Origin of the sequence: Pseudomonas veronii, from assembly GCF_002028325.1 — a bacterium.
GTDB classification, from domain to species: domain Bacteria; phylum Pseudomonadota; class Gammaproteobacteria; order Pseudomonadales; family Pseudomonadaceae; genus Aquipseudomonas; species Aquipseudomonas veronii.
The window spans coordinates 2943668-2956949 of the sequence record NZ_CP018420.1 but is presented as its reverse complement, the minus strand read 5'-3'; the positions used below and the strand labels follow the sequence as shown (position 1 = coordinate 2956949).

At 62.8% G+C, this 13282-nt stretch carries 11 protein-coding genes; 1 reads left to right on the top strand and 10 read right to left on the bottom strand.

Features of this window, described 5'->3' with window-relative positions; all coding sequences use genetic code 11:
• Positions 1-6: 6 nt before the first annotated feature.
• From PverR02_RS13650 to PverR02_RS13615, 8 genes are all read right to left on the bottom strand, one after another.
• Positions 7-342 (bottom strand): nuclear transport factor 2 family protein, encoded by a 336-nt coding sequence (locus tag PverR02_RS13650; protein ID WP_017848377.1) that lies wholly within the window; start codon positions 340-342, stop codon positions 7-9.
• 51 nt (positions 343-393) lie between these two features.
• Positions 394-1110 (bottom strand): helix-turn-helix transcriptional regulator, encoded by a 717-nt coding sequence (locus tag PverR02_RS13645; protein ID WP_026140198.1) that lies wholly within the window; start codon positions 1108-1110, stop codon positions 394-396.
• 134 nt (positions 1111-1244) lie between these two features.
• On the bottom strand, positions 1245-3902 hold the full coding sequence (pepN, locus tag PverR02_RS13640) for an aminopeptidase N (RefSeq protein ID WP_057005227.1): 2658 nt from the start codon (positions 3900-3902) through the stop codon (positions 1245-1247).
• A 13-nt stretch (positions 3903-3915) separates the two neighbouring features.
• On the bottom strand, positions 3916-4746 hold the full coding sequence (locus tag PverR02_RS13635) for a DUF2797 domain-containing protein (RefSeq protein ID WP_079443635.1): 831 nt from the start codon (positions 4744-4746) through the stop codon (positions 3916-3918).
• Entirely contained in the window at positions 4743-5003 is a 261-nt protein-coding gene (locus PverR02_RS13630; RefSeq protein WP_017848373.1) for a YeaC family protein, read from the bottom strand. The genes PverR02_RS13635 and PverR02_RS13630 overlap by 4 nt, the downstream gene beginning before the upstream one ends.
• A gap of 12 nt (positions 5004-5015) precedes the next feature.
• Positions 5016-5888 carry a rhomboid family intramembrane serine protease gene (locus PverR02_RS13625; RefSeq protein ID WP_079443634.1) on the bottom strand — a complete coding sequence of 291 codons (873 nt, stop codon included), beginning with the start codon at positions 5886-5888 and terminating at the stop codon, positions 5016-5018.
• On the bottom strand, positions 5885-6856 hold the full coding sequence (locus PverR02_RS13620; RefSeq protein WP_046383153.1) for a metallophosphoesterase: 972 nt from the start codon (positions 6854-6856) through the stop codon (positions 5885-5887). Before PverR02_RS13620 ends, PverR02_RS13625 begins: the two co-directional genes overlap by 4 nt.
• Positions 6856-7746: an NAD(+) kinase gene (locus PverR02_RS13615; RefSeq protein ID WP_003217892.1), complete on the bottom strand. Its 891-nt coding sequence runs from the start codon at positions 7744-7746 to the stop codon at positions 6856-6858. Before PverR02_RS13615 ends, PverR02_RS13620 begins: the two co-directional genes overlap by 1 nt.
• Positions 7747-7889: 143 nt before the next feature.
• Between PverR02_RS13615 and PverR02_RS13610 the strand changes: the two genes are divergently transcribed.
• The gene (locus tag PverR02_RS13610) at positions 7890-8837 is read left to right on the top strand and encodes a DUF1853 family protein (RefSeq protein ID WP_079443633.1); all 948 of its coding nucleotides are present in this window, start codon (positions 7890-7892) and stop codon (positions 8835-8837) included.
• A gap of 32 nt (positions 8838-8869) precedes the next feature.
• On the opposite strand, the gene PverR02_RS13605 is transcribed toward PverR02_RS13610, so the two are convergent.
• Both PverR02_RS13605 and PverR02_RS13600 read right to left on the bottom strand, forming a co-directional pair.
• Entirely contained in the window at positions 8870-12181 is a 3312-nt protein-coding gene (locus PverR02_RS13605) for an ImcF-related family protein (protein ID WP_079443632.1), read from the bottom strand.
• On the bottom strand, positions 12168-13178 hold the full coding sequence (locus PverR02_RS13600; protein ID WP_057006127.1) for a hypothetical protein: 1011 nt from the start codon (positions 13176-13178) through the stop codon (positions 12168-12170). The genes PverR02_RS13605 and PverR02_RS13600 overlap by 14 nt, the downstream gene beginning before the upstream one ends.
• Positions 13179-13282: the final 104 nt, after the last annotated feature.

The window sequence follows — 13282 nt, the reverse complement described above, 5'->3', positions numbered from 1 at the left end:
TATGACTTACAAGGAGATATCCAACCGTGAAATCTTGCCCTGTTCGTTCAAGCGAAAGGTGTAGCGCAGCTCCAGCGGGCTGCCGGGGAAGTTGCCGGAAACCACATTGCTGACCAATACCTTGCCGGTGCGATGCTGCACGTTGAGCACTTCGACCCTGGGCTGATAACGCTGCGCGGTGTCTTCCATCCAACGTGCGATGGCGGCGGTGCCGACCTGATGCGCGCCCTCATCGAACACGTTGGCGTCGTCAGCAAAACAATGGGCGACGGCCGAAGTGTCGCAGGCATTGGTTGCCGCAATGTAGGCGGCGATGGCCGGGGCCAGATCAGCGTGGGACATGGCACAGCTCCTTTGTGATGATTTATGACGCCATGCTAAACCAGGGCTGTGTCAGTTTTTGTCAGGAGTGAACGGCGAGGAATGCTGCTGCTCCATCAACTTGCGCCAGCCCCGCAACCAATCACTGCGGCGCCCCGGATAGCGCTCGCCGCGGGACTCAGCGGCAGCCACGCGATCGGTGCGAAAGGTGCGATACGCGTCACGCAGTTCGCACCAGGCTACGATCACCCGCACCTCATTGAGAAAACCCAGCGCCAGGGGCCAGATCAGCCGCTGGCTCTGGGTCTGGCTCGCGTCGGCGTAATCGATGTGCAGCTTGGCCTGGTTGCGAATGGCTTCGCGAAACACATTGAGCGGTACGCGGTTTTCCGGGTAGCCGAACCCTGGCGGGCCAGGTAGCAGCGTCGGGTTGCGTAACGCTTCCTGGGCGGCGGGGTCCAGCACGTCGGCAATTTTTGCCAAGGCGTTGGCCGCGGCATGGCTCAAGACATCGTCGCCACGCTGATCCACATAGCGCAGACCAAGCACGATGGCTTCGGTTTCCTCGGCATTGAGCATCAAGGGCGGTAAAAACAGCCCGCTGCGCAACACATACCCAACTCCGGCCTCGCCAAAAATAGGCGCGCCCAGCGCGGTCAATTCGGCGATGTCGCGATACAGCGTGCGCTCGGACACCTCCAACTGCGCCGCCAGTACGGCAGCGGTCACCGGACGCTTCTTGCCCCGCAGAGCCTGGAGCAAAGTCAGTAGACGAGTGGTACGCGACACGTTGAGCCCATCAAAAAAAGAAAGTGGCACAGCTTATCAGAGCACCCTGTCAGAAAATGTCAGCAGCCGCTCGGCCGCCGATTATCCGGGACGAAAAAAAACGGCCTGTCGGCCGTTTTTTTTAATTGCATGGTTTACGCAAGGCTCTTGCTGACCACCTCGAACACATCGCTCGACAGCTCACCGGAAGCTCGAATACGTTCCAGTTCCGCCTTCATCAGCGCCTGCCGCGCGCTGTCGTATTTGCGCCAGCGGGTCAACGGCGCCAATTGGCGCGAGGCGATCTGCGGGTTGAAGCCGTTCAACTGAATCACCAGGTCCGCCAGGAAACGATAGCCCGAGCCGTCCGCGGCGTGGAAGTTGATCAGGTTCTGCCCGGCAAACGCGCCCACCAGTGCACGCACTTTGTTCGGGTTCTTGATGGTGAACGCCGGATGTTCCATCAACGCCTTGACCCGCGCCAGCCCGCCCGGCAACACGCTGCCGGCCTGCACGCTGAACCACTGGTCCATGACCAGCGGGTTGTCCTTGAAGTTCTCGGCAAACACCGCCAAGGCCTTGGCTTTTTCCGCCTCGAACGGCGAATTCACCAACACCGCCAACGCGGTCAGGCGTTCAGTCATGTTGTCGCTGGTGTCGAACTGGTCCAACGTCGCCGCCAGCACTTGCGGCTTGCCGCTGAGCATCAGGTACGACAGCGCAATGTTCTGCAAGGCACGCCGGGCAAAGTGCTCGGCAGCCGCTACATACGGGGTTTGCTTGGAGAGTTCGCGGTTGGCCTGGTAGCGCAGCCACAAGCCGTCGAACAACTGGTCGGCCAGTTGCTTGCGGGCGAATTCACGGGCGGCATGAATGGCGTCGACGTCGGCCACTTCGCTGATTTCCGTCAGGTAGGCCTCACCCGGCAACGAGAGCATTTCGGCGACCATCGCCTGGTCCAGGCTTTCGTCGCTCAATACCGTGCGCAGAGCGTCGATCAGGCGCTGATCCAGCTTCAGCGGCTGACCCGCCTGGTACTGGCCGATCAGCTCCTGCAACACCTGCACCGACAGTTGCTGGCCGGCATCCCAGCGATTGAACCCGTCGCTGTCGTGCTGCATCAGGAACATCAACTGATCACGGGTGTACGCAAAGCTCAGTTTCACCGGCGCCGAGAAACCGCGCAGCAGCGAAGGCAGCGGCTGTTCGTTGATATCGACGAAGGTAAAGGTCTGCTCGGCCTCGGTCACCGAAATCACGCGGGACGTGCCGGCAGCACTTGCCTCACCGGCCAGGCGCAACGCGACAGCAGCACCCTTGCCGTCCAGCAGGCCCAATGCCACTGGAATCACGAACGGCAGCTTTTCCACTTTGTCCGGGGTTTCCGGGCAGCTTTGGCGGAAAGTCAGGCTGTAGGTTTTGGCCGCAGCGTCGTAGGAATCACTCACCGCCAAGCGCGGCGTACCGGCCTGACTGTACCAGCGCTTGAACTGGCTGAGGTCGGCACCGTTGGCGTCTTCCATGGCCTTGATGAAGTCGTCGCAGGTCACGGCCTGACCGTCATGACGCTCGAAATAGAGGTCGCTGCCTTTGCGGAAGCCTTCGGCGCCGAGCAAGGTGTGGATCATACCGACCACTTCCGAGCCCTTTTCGTACACGGTCAGGGTGTAGAAGTTGGAGATCTCGATAAAACTTTCCGGGCGCACGGCGTGGGCCATGGGGCCGGCGTCTTCGGCGAACTGGTGAGTGCGCAGGTACGCCACATCCTGAATGCGCTTGACCGTGGCCGAGTTCATGTCCGCAGAGAAGCCCGAGTCGCGGAACACGGTGAAGCCTTCCTTGAGCGACAGTTGGAACCAGTCGCGGCAGGTCACGCGGTTGCCCGACCAGTTGTGGAAGTATTCATGCGCGACGATAGCCTCGACCCGCTGATGCGCGGCGTCGGTGGCGGTTTCGGCGCGGGCCAGCACGGCGCTGGAGTTGAAGATGTTGAGGCCCTTGTTCTCCATGGCACCCATGTTGAAGTCGTTGACCGCGACGATCATGAAGATGTCGAGGTCGTACTCGCGGCCGTAGGTTTCTTCATCCCAGCGCATGGATTTTTTCAGGCTGGTCATGGCGTGCTGGCACTTGTCGATATTTTCCGGCTCGACATAGATACGCAGCGCCACGGAACGGTTGGTCATGGTGGTGAAGCGGTCTTCGACACACCACAAATCACCGGCCACCAGCGCGAACAGGTACGCCGGCTTCTTGAATGGGTCTTCCCAGGTCGCCCAGTGGCGGCCGTCTTCGCCAGGACCGCTGGCAATCGGGTTGCCGTTGGACAGCAGCACCGGGTAACTGTGTTGCTCGGCGATCACGGTGGTGGTGAAGGTACTCATCACATCCGGACGGTCGAGGTAGTAAGTGATCTTGCGGAACCCTTCGGCCTCGCACTGGGTGCAGAACATGCCGCCGGACTTGTACAAGCCTTCGAGGGCCGTGTTGGTTTCGGGGTGGATCTTGACGCTGGTGTCGAGGGTGAAGGTCTCACTCGTGGGTTGCACGGTCAGGTGGCTGTCGGTCAACTGGTAGTCAGCGTCCGTCAATTCCCGGTCAGCCAGGTTCACGCTCAACAGTTCGAGCTGCTGACCGTCCAGCACCAGCGGCGGCAAGCCGGCGCCACGTGCGGGGTTACGGCGCATCACCAGTTGCGCGTGGACCAGGCTGTGGTCCTCGAACAACTCGAAGGTCAGGTGCGTCTCGTCGATCAGGTAGTCCGGCGCCTGATAGTCCTTCAGGTAAATCATCTTCGGTTGTTCGGTACGCATGGGTGGCATCCTTTTACTGATGCACGGCGAGCTGGTAGGCCGTGTACTTGCGAATATTGATGACCCCGGTGTCGAAGATCAGGTATTGGCCCTTGATCCCCAGCAGCGTGCCTTCGGCAATCGGGTTCTTGTCCAGGTTGAAGCTGACGATCTTGGTCGGATACTGCTCGATCGGGTAACGGATTTCGATCGGTTCGATGTCGGTAATCGTTTGGATGGCTTGTAGGCCAAAGCGTTCCTGCAAACTCGCCAAGCCCTCGGCGCAAGACGCGAACAACTCATCGCGCACCTGCTTGAGGTCAACCGATTGTGCATCGCCCTTGAGCAAGGCCCGCCAGTTGGTCTTGTCGGCGACCTGGCTGCGGAACAGGTCTTCGACGAAACCGGACTGCTGGCGCGTGGACACCCGCACGATCGGCAGCGCCTGGCTGGCGCCCTGGTCGAGCCAACGCGTGGGCAATTGGGTGGCGCGGGTGATGCCGACCTTGATCCCCGACGAATTGGCCAGGTAGACCACATGGTCGGTCATGCAGAACTGCTCGCCCCACGCCGGATCACGGCAGGTGCCGGCGGCGTAATGACAACGCTCGGGACTCATGATGCACAGGTCGCACTGAGCCAGCTTGGTCATGCACGGGTAGCAATAACCCTGGCTGAAGCTGGTCTTGGTCTTGCGGCCGCAATGGCTGCAATGGATCGCACCCAGGTACTCCAGGCGCACATGGGTACCGATCAACGGGTTGACCGGCACCTCGGTATCGCCCAGACGAAACGCATATTGAACGGTCGGCTCACCGAGTTGCGCCGACATTTTGCTGACTGCACCGCGACCGATTTCAATCAATGGATCGCGTCCGACTTGAACAGGATGTTCGGCACCGTGGTCGACTTCGATTCACACTCCTGCGTTCCCATGTAGCCGGTGCGCTGGTCTTCCGGCAGGTTCTGGATCTCCCAGGCGATCATCGCTTGCAGCGACAGCTCCCGCTGCTCGGCGGTGAGCTTGCGGCCATCAGACCATTTGCCGATTTCCACGGCGAGCTTGAGGCTCCGGTAGATGTCCGGGGTGATGTTTTCGATCATTTCAGCAAAAGAGGACATTCAGGCTCTTCCTTAACGAATAGTGGATTTGCGACGACTGTATAAACCGCCCAACAAGCCGGTCAGGCAACCGATGACCAGGCCGCCGACATGGGCGGCATTGGCGATTTCGCCGAAACCGATCATCGAGACCAGCCCCGACAGGCACAGCACCAACCACACCAGCATCATCACCAGCACCCCACGGGGCAGGCGATAAGCCGGGTTGGGCGAGATGAGTTGATAGATCCAGCAATGCCCCAGCAGCCCATACAAGACGCCGGACAAGCCACCAAACAGGCCGGCGCCGCCATACAGGTATTGAGCAAAATTGGAGGCCAGGCTGAATAACAGCGTCAGCCCCAGCAGGTTGATACTGCCCTGGCGCGCTTCAATACGCCGCCCCAGCTCCCAGTACCACATGCCATTCATGGCCAGGTGCAGGATGCCGAAGTGGATCAGCATCGGCGTGACCAGCCGCCACCACTGGCCCGAGGCCAAGGTGTCGGCCAGCGGCGTGAACTGGATGTACTCACCCATCACCCGGAACGGCAGGAAGGTCAGCCAGCTCATCGCTTGCAGGTTTTCACCGAGCAAGGTCACCGCGCCGACGATCAGGCTCGCCAGCAGCACCAGCGCTGTCACCGGGCTATGGCGCACTTGCTGAACAAACCCCGGGCGCGTGACCGCCGCCTGCTCCGGAATATCCAGTTGCTGGTCCGGATCGCCGGCCGGAAAACGTTGATACAAGACGCGCACGTCGTCGCTGATGGTCTCGGGCACCCACAACACCTGCTCGCCCGCTTCTTCACTGACGCGATGGGGCACCTGCATGCGTTGCAGCAGTTTGACGAAACCGCCCAGGTCGACGCTCAGCGGCAAGCGTAATACGGGCACGGCACTCATGTAATCACCTCGGGGCGCTCAACGTCGACCCATACGAATTTATGCGGATCGAGGCGGGTTTCCTGATCCAGTCGGTACGCCACCAGCTTGCCGTACAGCACCGCGCTGTAGTCCAGGCAGGCCAGGTTCGGACGGATCGGCGCCGGTTTGCCGCTGCGCCAGTAATGCCCGACGAACAGCACAGGCTCGTCGACGCCGTAGCGCAGCAGGGAGTTTTTTTCAGAAGACGACAACGGTGTGCGCGCCACGGGCTCCGGCAATGCGTCGGGCTGGAACACGATGTCGCCGTAGGTTTTCGGGTCCTCTTCCCAGAACTTGGTGCGGAAGAACGAGCGTGTCAGGCCGTCGCCGCCGGTCAGGGTCAAACCGTCCGGCAGACGCATGTCGGTGCCGCGCAACAGGCGATCAAAGGCATTGCAGGCGAAGCTGCCCGGCACGGCGGCGGCCTGCAGGAAATGCTGATCGATACAGCCATCGGGAAAAGTCGCGCGCAGCGGCTGGATAAACCCGTCATCCCAGCACGCATGCACCACACGGAAACGCCCGGCGTCGACGAACAGCGGCATGTCATAGAACCAGCCGAGGAAGTCGTGCCAATCGGCCGGGTGATCCTCGAATTGGGTCAGGGTCTCGTGGATCAAGCGCTCATGCCGCGGGGTGTGCTCGCGCACGAACTGCTTGCCGCTGCCCGGTGGCGCGGGCGTGGCCCAGCCCAGGGCGTTGAACTCGTGGTTGCCCATGATGCACAGCGCCTGCCCGGCCTCGGTCATGTCGTGGACAATGTGCAGCGCCTCGCGAATCCGCGGGCCACGGTCGATGATATCGCCGAGGAACACCGCCATGCGCGACGGGTGGCGCCAGGTGCCAGCGTGCTTGTGGTAGCCCAACTGGTCGAGCAGGTGCTCAAGGGTGTGGGCGCAACCATGCACATCACCAATCAGGTCGTAGCTACGCGCGGGATCGAGCATCAGTCGCCTCCACCCCCCAAGCGGCTGCCCCAGCCCAACTTGGTGCGGCACACTTCATAGTAATTGTGGTCCAGCGGGTGGATCAGCCGCAGCTTCTGCGCCTTTTTACTCACGGTGATGGTGTCACCGGGGGCGCAGGTGAAATGGTTCTGCCCGTCGCAGGAGACTTGCGGGTAAATCTGCATGTCTTTGGAAACCACGATTTTCAGCTCACTGTTGCCATCGACCACAATCGGCCGGCTGGACAACATATGGGGGTACATCGGCACGATCACAATGGCGTCGAGCTTGGGGTGCATGATCGGGCCGCCCGCCGACAGCGCATAAGCGGTGGAGCCGGTGGGCGTGGCGACGATCAGGCCATCGGCCTTTTGACTGCACACGAATTGGCCGTCGATATACAGCTCGAATTCGATCATCCGCGTGGATTTGCCGGGGTGCAGCACGACATCGTTGAGGGCGTCGCCCTGGCCGATGGCTTCGCCGTGGCGGCGCACTTCAGCTTGCAGCAGGAAGCGGTTCTCCACCAGGTAATGGCCGTCGAGCACCTTGGCCACTTCGACTTCCAGCTCATCGGGACGAATATCGGTCAGGAACCCCAGGCTGCCACGGTTGATCCCCAGCACCGGCACGTTATGCCGCGCGAGCGCCCGGGCGGCGCCCAGCAGGCTGCCGTCGCCTCCGACCACAATCACCATGTCACAGACTTCACCGAGCATCTTGCGCGACGAGGTTTGCAGGCCATGGCCCGGGAGGATTTCGGCGATGGTGTCTTCGAGGATCACATGCAGGTGGCGCTCGAGCAGAAACTTTTTCAGCCGGCGGACGGTGTCCAACACCTGGGTACTGCCCAGGCGACCGATAATGCCGATATTGCGAAATTGCTCCATGGGGCTCCTGCGGGATTGGGGTGTGGCAAAAAAGAACGATTATGGGCGAAAGGCCGCGTCAGGCAAAATCCTTTGTCGCCGTGAAGCCTTGATGACAACGCTTCTCAGCCACCCTCCCCTGTGTAAAAGGCTATGCTCGGACCATGACCGTGTTCCCCGACTTGCACAACCTGCCCCGCCAACTGCGCCATCCCGAGGTGCGCGACCTGGCGTGGGTGATGCTCGCCCCGCCGATGCTCGCGCAAACGCCGTGGCCGCAACGCCATCCGCTGGCCGGCAGCGACTGGGTACAGGCGCCCGACCGTCTCGAACACTGGCTGCGGCAATTGGACCAGGACAGCAGCCCCCTACAGCATTGGCTGAACCTGGCGCGCACCCGACGCCTGGGCCTCTACTACGAACGCCTGTGGCAGTTCGCCGTGCAGCATGCGCCGGGCGTGGAACTGCTGGCAGCCAACCTGCCGATCCGCCGCGCCGGGCATACCCTGGGCGAACTGGACATGTTGCTGCGCGACCGCGAGGGCGTGCATCACCTGGAACTGGCGATCAAACTCTACCTCGGCCCGCAGGACGGCAATGGCCAGGACACCGCGCAGTGGCTGGGGCCGGGCTGTCATGATCGGCTGGATCGCAAGCTGGCGCACCTGGCCCAGCATCAGTTGCCGATTTCGGCACGACCGGAGAGCCGCGAGGTGTTGGCCGCGCTGGGCATCGCGCAGTTCGATGCCCACTTGTGGCTCGGCGGCTATTTGCTTTACCCCTGGCCTGGCCAGGCTGAACCGCCCTATGGCGCTCACCCGCAGCATTTGCGTGGGCGCTGGCTGCATCAGCGTGATTGGCGGGACTTTGTCAGCGCCAGCGCGCCCGGCCGCTGGCAGCCCTTGCCCCGACATGCGTGGCTGGCGCCAGCGCATTACCAGGCAGAAGCGGTGTGGAGCGAAGAACAGATGCTGGAATGGCTGGCGGACCTGGCACCGATGGCACCGGCTCAGTTGCTGGTGCGACTGGTTCAGAACGGCGAGGAGTGGGAGGAAGCCGAGCGGTTGTTTCTGGTGGCGGATCTTTGGCCGAATGTACCGGGCACTCCCTGACCTGCAAGGAGCGGTCTCACCGACTCGAAGGCTCAGCCCTCATTGAGAAATATCTGTTGCGGCAACCTGAAATCACGCAGCTTGAGCAACGCCAGCGGCCCCGCATCCAGTTCGGTGCGCAGGTGCCACGTCAGGTTCAGGCCGTCGGGCGCCTTGAGGGCCAGGCGGTAGCGGCTGTTGCCGTCGTCCAGTGGCGTGACCTGGGCGTTTTCCAGCAGGCGGATCAGGCCCCAAGTGCCGGGGTAGTCGCCAAATAGCCGCTCGCCGGCATGCACGCTGGTCCAGCTGAGGCTCACGCCGGGATAGTCGCTGCGCCCCGGCCAGTTGAAACGCTGCCAGCTTTCTTTCTGGTTGAAGTACTGGTGCCGGTCGCCGTTGAGGATGAAGGTGGTTTGCACCACGTCGCGCACGGGTTTGCCTTGCAGTTCAAAGCTCAGCCCCATGCCGCCGTCGGTGTAGAGCACATCGGCCAGTTCGCTCAGTTGATTGATCGCGCTAAGAAACTGCGGGTTGAAACGCAGGCCCTGGCTGTGGCGCGGATCGGCTACCCAACGGCTACCTTCCTTGCGCAGCACGCCGCTCAATTGCTGCTGTAAAAACTGTGCGATGCGCCCGGAGTCCGCGCGGATCATCTGCCCCAACATCGGCAACGACGCATCGCTGGTGGTGGCGGCAAACGGGTAACGGCTGGCGAAGGCGGCGTTCCAATGGCTGACGATCGAGCGCTGCCAGTGGCTGTTGAGGCCGGCGGCGGAGGGTTGCAACACGCGTTGCCAGGCCTGTTCCAGCGGCTGCACGAACAGCGTCTGCGCCGCCCCGCCCCACTCCGCGCCCAGGCTGGCGGCCAGCAGGGCGCCATAGGATTGGGTGTCGGTGAGGTCGATGCTGCGGCCTTGAAACACGCGTTGTGCCAGGGCCTGGGTCATTTCCAGCGGGTCGGGCGCGGTGCTGATCTGCTGCAGTTTCAAACGCACCCGTGTCACGCGGGTGAGGAAGGCCGGGAGACTGAGGCCGTCCGTGTTGGACTTGTCCAGCAGCGCCAATAACGGGCCGAAGGTCGCCGCCAGCGGCCCCGTGGCGGCCTGGGCCAACGGCTCGATCGCGGCGGCCTTGTCCGGCCCGATCAGCTTTTGCGCAGACTGCACCAGCGAGTCGGCCAGGGCCTGGGGGCGGCTGCCCGCCTGCGCCTGGTAGGCCACGCTGTTCAGCAGCGCGATCAAGGGCGATTGGCGCACGTCGCTCATCAGCGTCAATTGGTCGATTGACTCATCGAGACTCGCGGCCTGCTGCCAGCGCAGGCTGTTGAGCAGATCCTGCCAGGCGCTGGCGTAGTCCTGGAAGTAGCGTTCGGTGAGGCGGGCGCGCAGTTGCTCAGGACTCAGGCGGGTGTCGACGTCGGCGGGTTGGTCGCTGAGCACCCAATCGATTTCCTCGCGGCGCGCCTCGGCGATCGCATCGATGGCGTGGCGCACCGAGCCTTCCCAGGCCTGGCGGGTGAACACGCCGGGCACGCTGGCCTCGGTGGTGAACAGGGCCTGGGCGTCGGTGTCGCCGACCAGTTGCGGCAGGCCCAGGGCCGGGTAGTGATGGGCGGCGTCATCGAGCAGTTGTTGGTACAGATTGGCTTCGGCATTGCGCTGACCCAGTTGGCCGAGCAGGACCTGCCGGACTTGCGCGACCAGCCGCGCGTCGGTGTCGATGCGCCAAGTTGGATTGGCGGCCAGGTGTTCAGCGTAAAACTGCCACAGAGTGGGGCCCAGGGCTTGCCAGAGGCCCGCGCGTGAAGGCTCGACTTCGCCGAGGGTTTTCACCAGCAGACTGGCGTCGGCTTTTGCCGGACGCGCCATCATCAGGTAGGCCTTGAGCTGGTCGTAGGCAGCACGGGCGCGTTCGGCGCGCTCGGGATTGTCCGGGGCCAGCTTGACCAGGGCCGTGAGCTGTTGGCGTAAAGCGGCGACGGCCGGGTCGCGGATCAGGCGGTTGTTGGCTTCGACGTAGCGCGGCCACACGGTTTCAAGCAGCGCTGGGTTTTGATTCAGGCCGAAGCGCTGATACCACGGAGCGCCGCCTTGAACGCGATCATCCAGGCGCGCCAATTCGCGGACCAGTTCATGGAGGGCCAGGAGCTGTTCGTCGCCTTGTGATGCGCGTTGCAAGGTCGACAACGAGCTGTGTAACTGGGCGATCTGCGTGCGGTTGCTGATGAATGACAGCAGCAGTCCTGCGCTCCACAGCATGGCTAGGCCGAAAGCCAACGCGTAGCCAACTCGCGGCACGCTCCAGCCCAGCCGGCGGCCACGGGCGTTATCGCCGAGTACACCGTGCCACACCGGGGCCACCGACCACGCCTGTTGTTGATCATGCGGCGAGCGCTGTACCGGCAGGCTGAACCACACCCCCCGCAACGGCACGCCACGGGCAAATTCGCCGGCCAGGTGCGCCAAGGTGTGACGCCAACGATCAATGCCCTCGCCCTTTAAATCTCGCGACAAACGCAGCAGAAAATCATCCTTCATCACCGCGTTCATCTGCGCCAAACCCGCGCGACGCAAAGGCTCCAGCAAACGATTCAGCGCGGCGTCCAATGCCGCCGCCGAGAAGCGTGCGGGCAACTGACAGCCCACCGGCTGCGCTTTGCGCGTGTCCTGCGCCCATGCACTGCCGCAGACCTGCCAGAGGGATAACGGCAACTGCCAGCGCAAGTCACGGGCAAGGCGCTGCACCTGGCGTACACCTTTGCCCATCGCGACATCGTCGGCGGCCTGGGTTTCGTTCAGCGCCCAGACGACTCCGTCCAGCGCACGCCAGCGGCTGAGGCCGCTCCATTGCTTGAGGAAAGACTGATCCAGCGCGGCCTGCGCACTACCGCCCCACAGCAGGACGGTGCCTTGGCCTTCGAGCCATTGGTGAGCGGCCAGGGTGGGGGCGATGGCTTCGATTTCGGCGGGTTCGCCGATGATGAGCAGCAGGCGGGTTTTGTGGCGCCAGAAGAGGCCGTAGTGCTCGCGTAGGTGCTCGCGCACTTTTACCGCATCTGGCGATGCGGGTTCCCGGTTCAATCGCGAGTTCGGCGTTTCGGTGACCGCCCTCACGACCTGCTGTGCCTGGCGAAGCGCCAGACGATCCCAGGCCAGCAAAATGACCGGGCAGAACCAGCAGAGCGCGAACCACACCCCCAGCCCCCACAGCAGCAATTGCTTGAGCGGCATTTTCGGCCAGCCCAGATAGCCGCTGCACAAGCCATACAACAGACCACCGAGCAGTACCAGCAGCGTCATGATCAGCAGATAGCCCAACCCCACACGAACCAACGAGCCCTTACCCACGTCCTTAACTGTTGCCATAAGGCACCGCCACTCCAATCGCCAATCGTTGGTTTCCATCCTGGCTCAGCCAACCACAGGGCTGACCCGCCGCCCCCGCTTGCAGCAATGCCAGGGACATCCCGATAAACGGCGCCAGGTGCGCCAGCACGCCCCATTGCCCGGCCAGTTGATGTTCGACCGCCGACCAGCCGCCCTCTACAAACGCAGCCTGGCTGGCTCGATCCAGTGCCAGGCAGGTGGTCGGCGCAGATTGCAGTCCGGCGTAACGCTGCATCTGTGCACACAGCTCGACGGGCGACTGGCTTGCAAGGTATTCACCGCGATGCACCAACTGCCGCCCCTGCCAGCTCACTCGCCAGAAGAAACCCGCTTCACCCCCCAGCTCGCCCTCTTCGGCACTTGCCACCGACGCTACGCCGGCGCACAACAACCAGTCGTCCTCGCCACGGCAATCGCGATGGAAGGTATCGATCAGGTCATCCAAATCAGTCAGGTTCTGTAGCAGCAAACGGGCCTCGGGCAACACCACTCCCGCCCGGACCAACGCCTCAACGAAAGCAGCCTGGCCGCTCTCATCCCCCACCCAGGCAATTGCCCGCAGCTGTGGCCAGCACTCGGACAACCCCGGGAGGGCCAAGGTTAAACGGGTGAGATGCCGTGCCAGTGCAGGTTCACGCTCGCTGATCAAGCTCAGCGACAGTGGGCAACGCAACATGGGCTGTGTAGCGCCGGGTATCGCCAAGGGTGGCGAGACGCTTGTCATCAAGTTCAGGTAGTCTTCTTGCATGTCACCCGCCGGGCCGAGCAACAACACATCCTGCACCGGTAAACCCAGCGAGCGCCGTTGCCACCAAGCCTGCATGGCGACCTCCAGCGCGCGCAGATACACCTTGTGGTTGAACAGCTCGATCTGCCACACCAACACACGCACCGCCAGGATCAGCGCCCAGCACAGCGGCAGCACCGCACTCCACAGCCACCATTCCAGGCGCGGTTGCTCCTGGGGCCACAGCATCAGCAAAACGGCCGACTGCACTCCCCACGGCAGTGCCAACCCCAACCACCAACTGCGCCAACGCGGCTCGCCCGGTTCGATAACGTCGGGGTACTCAGGCGGAC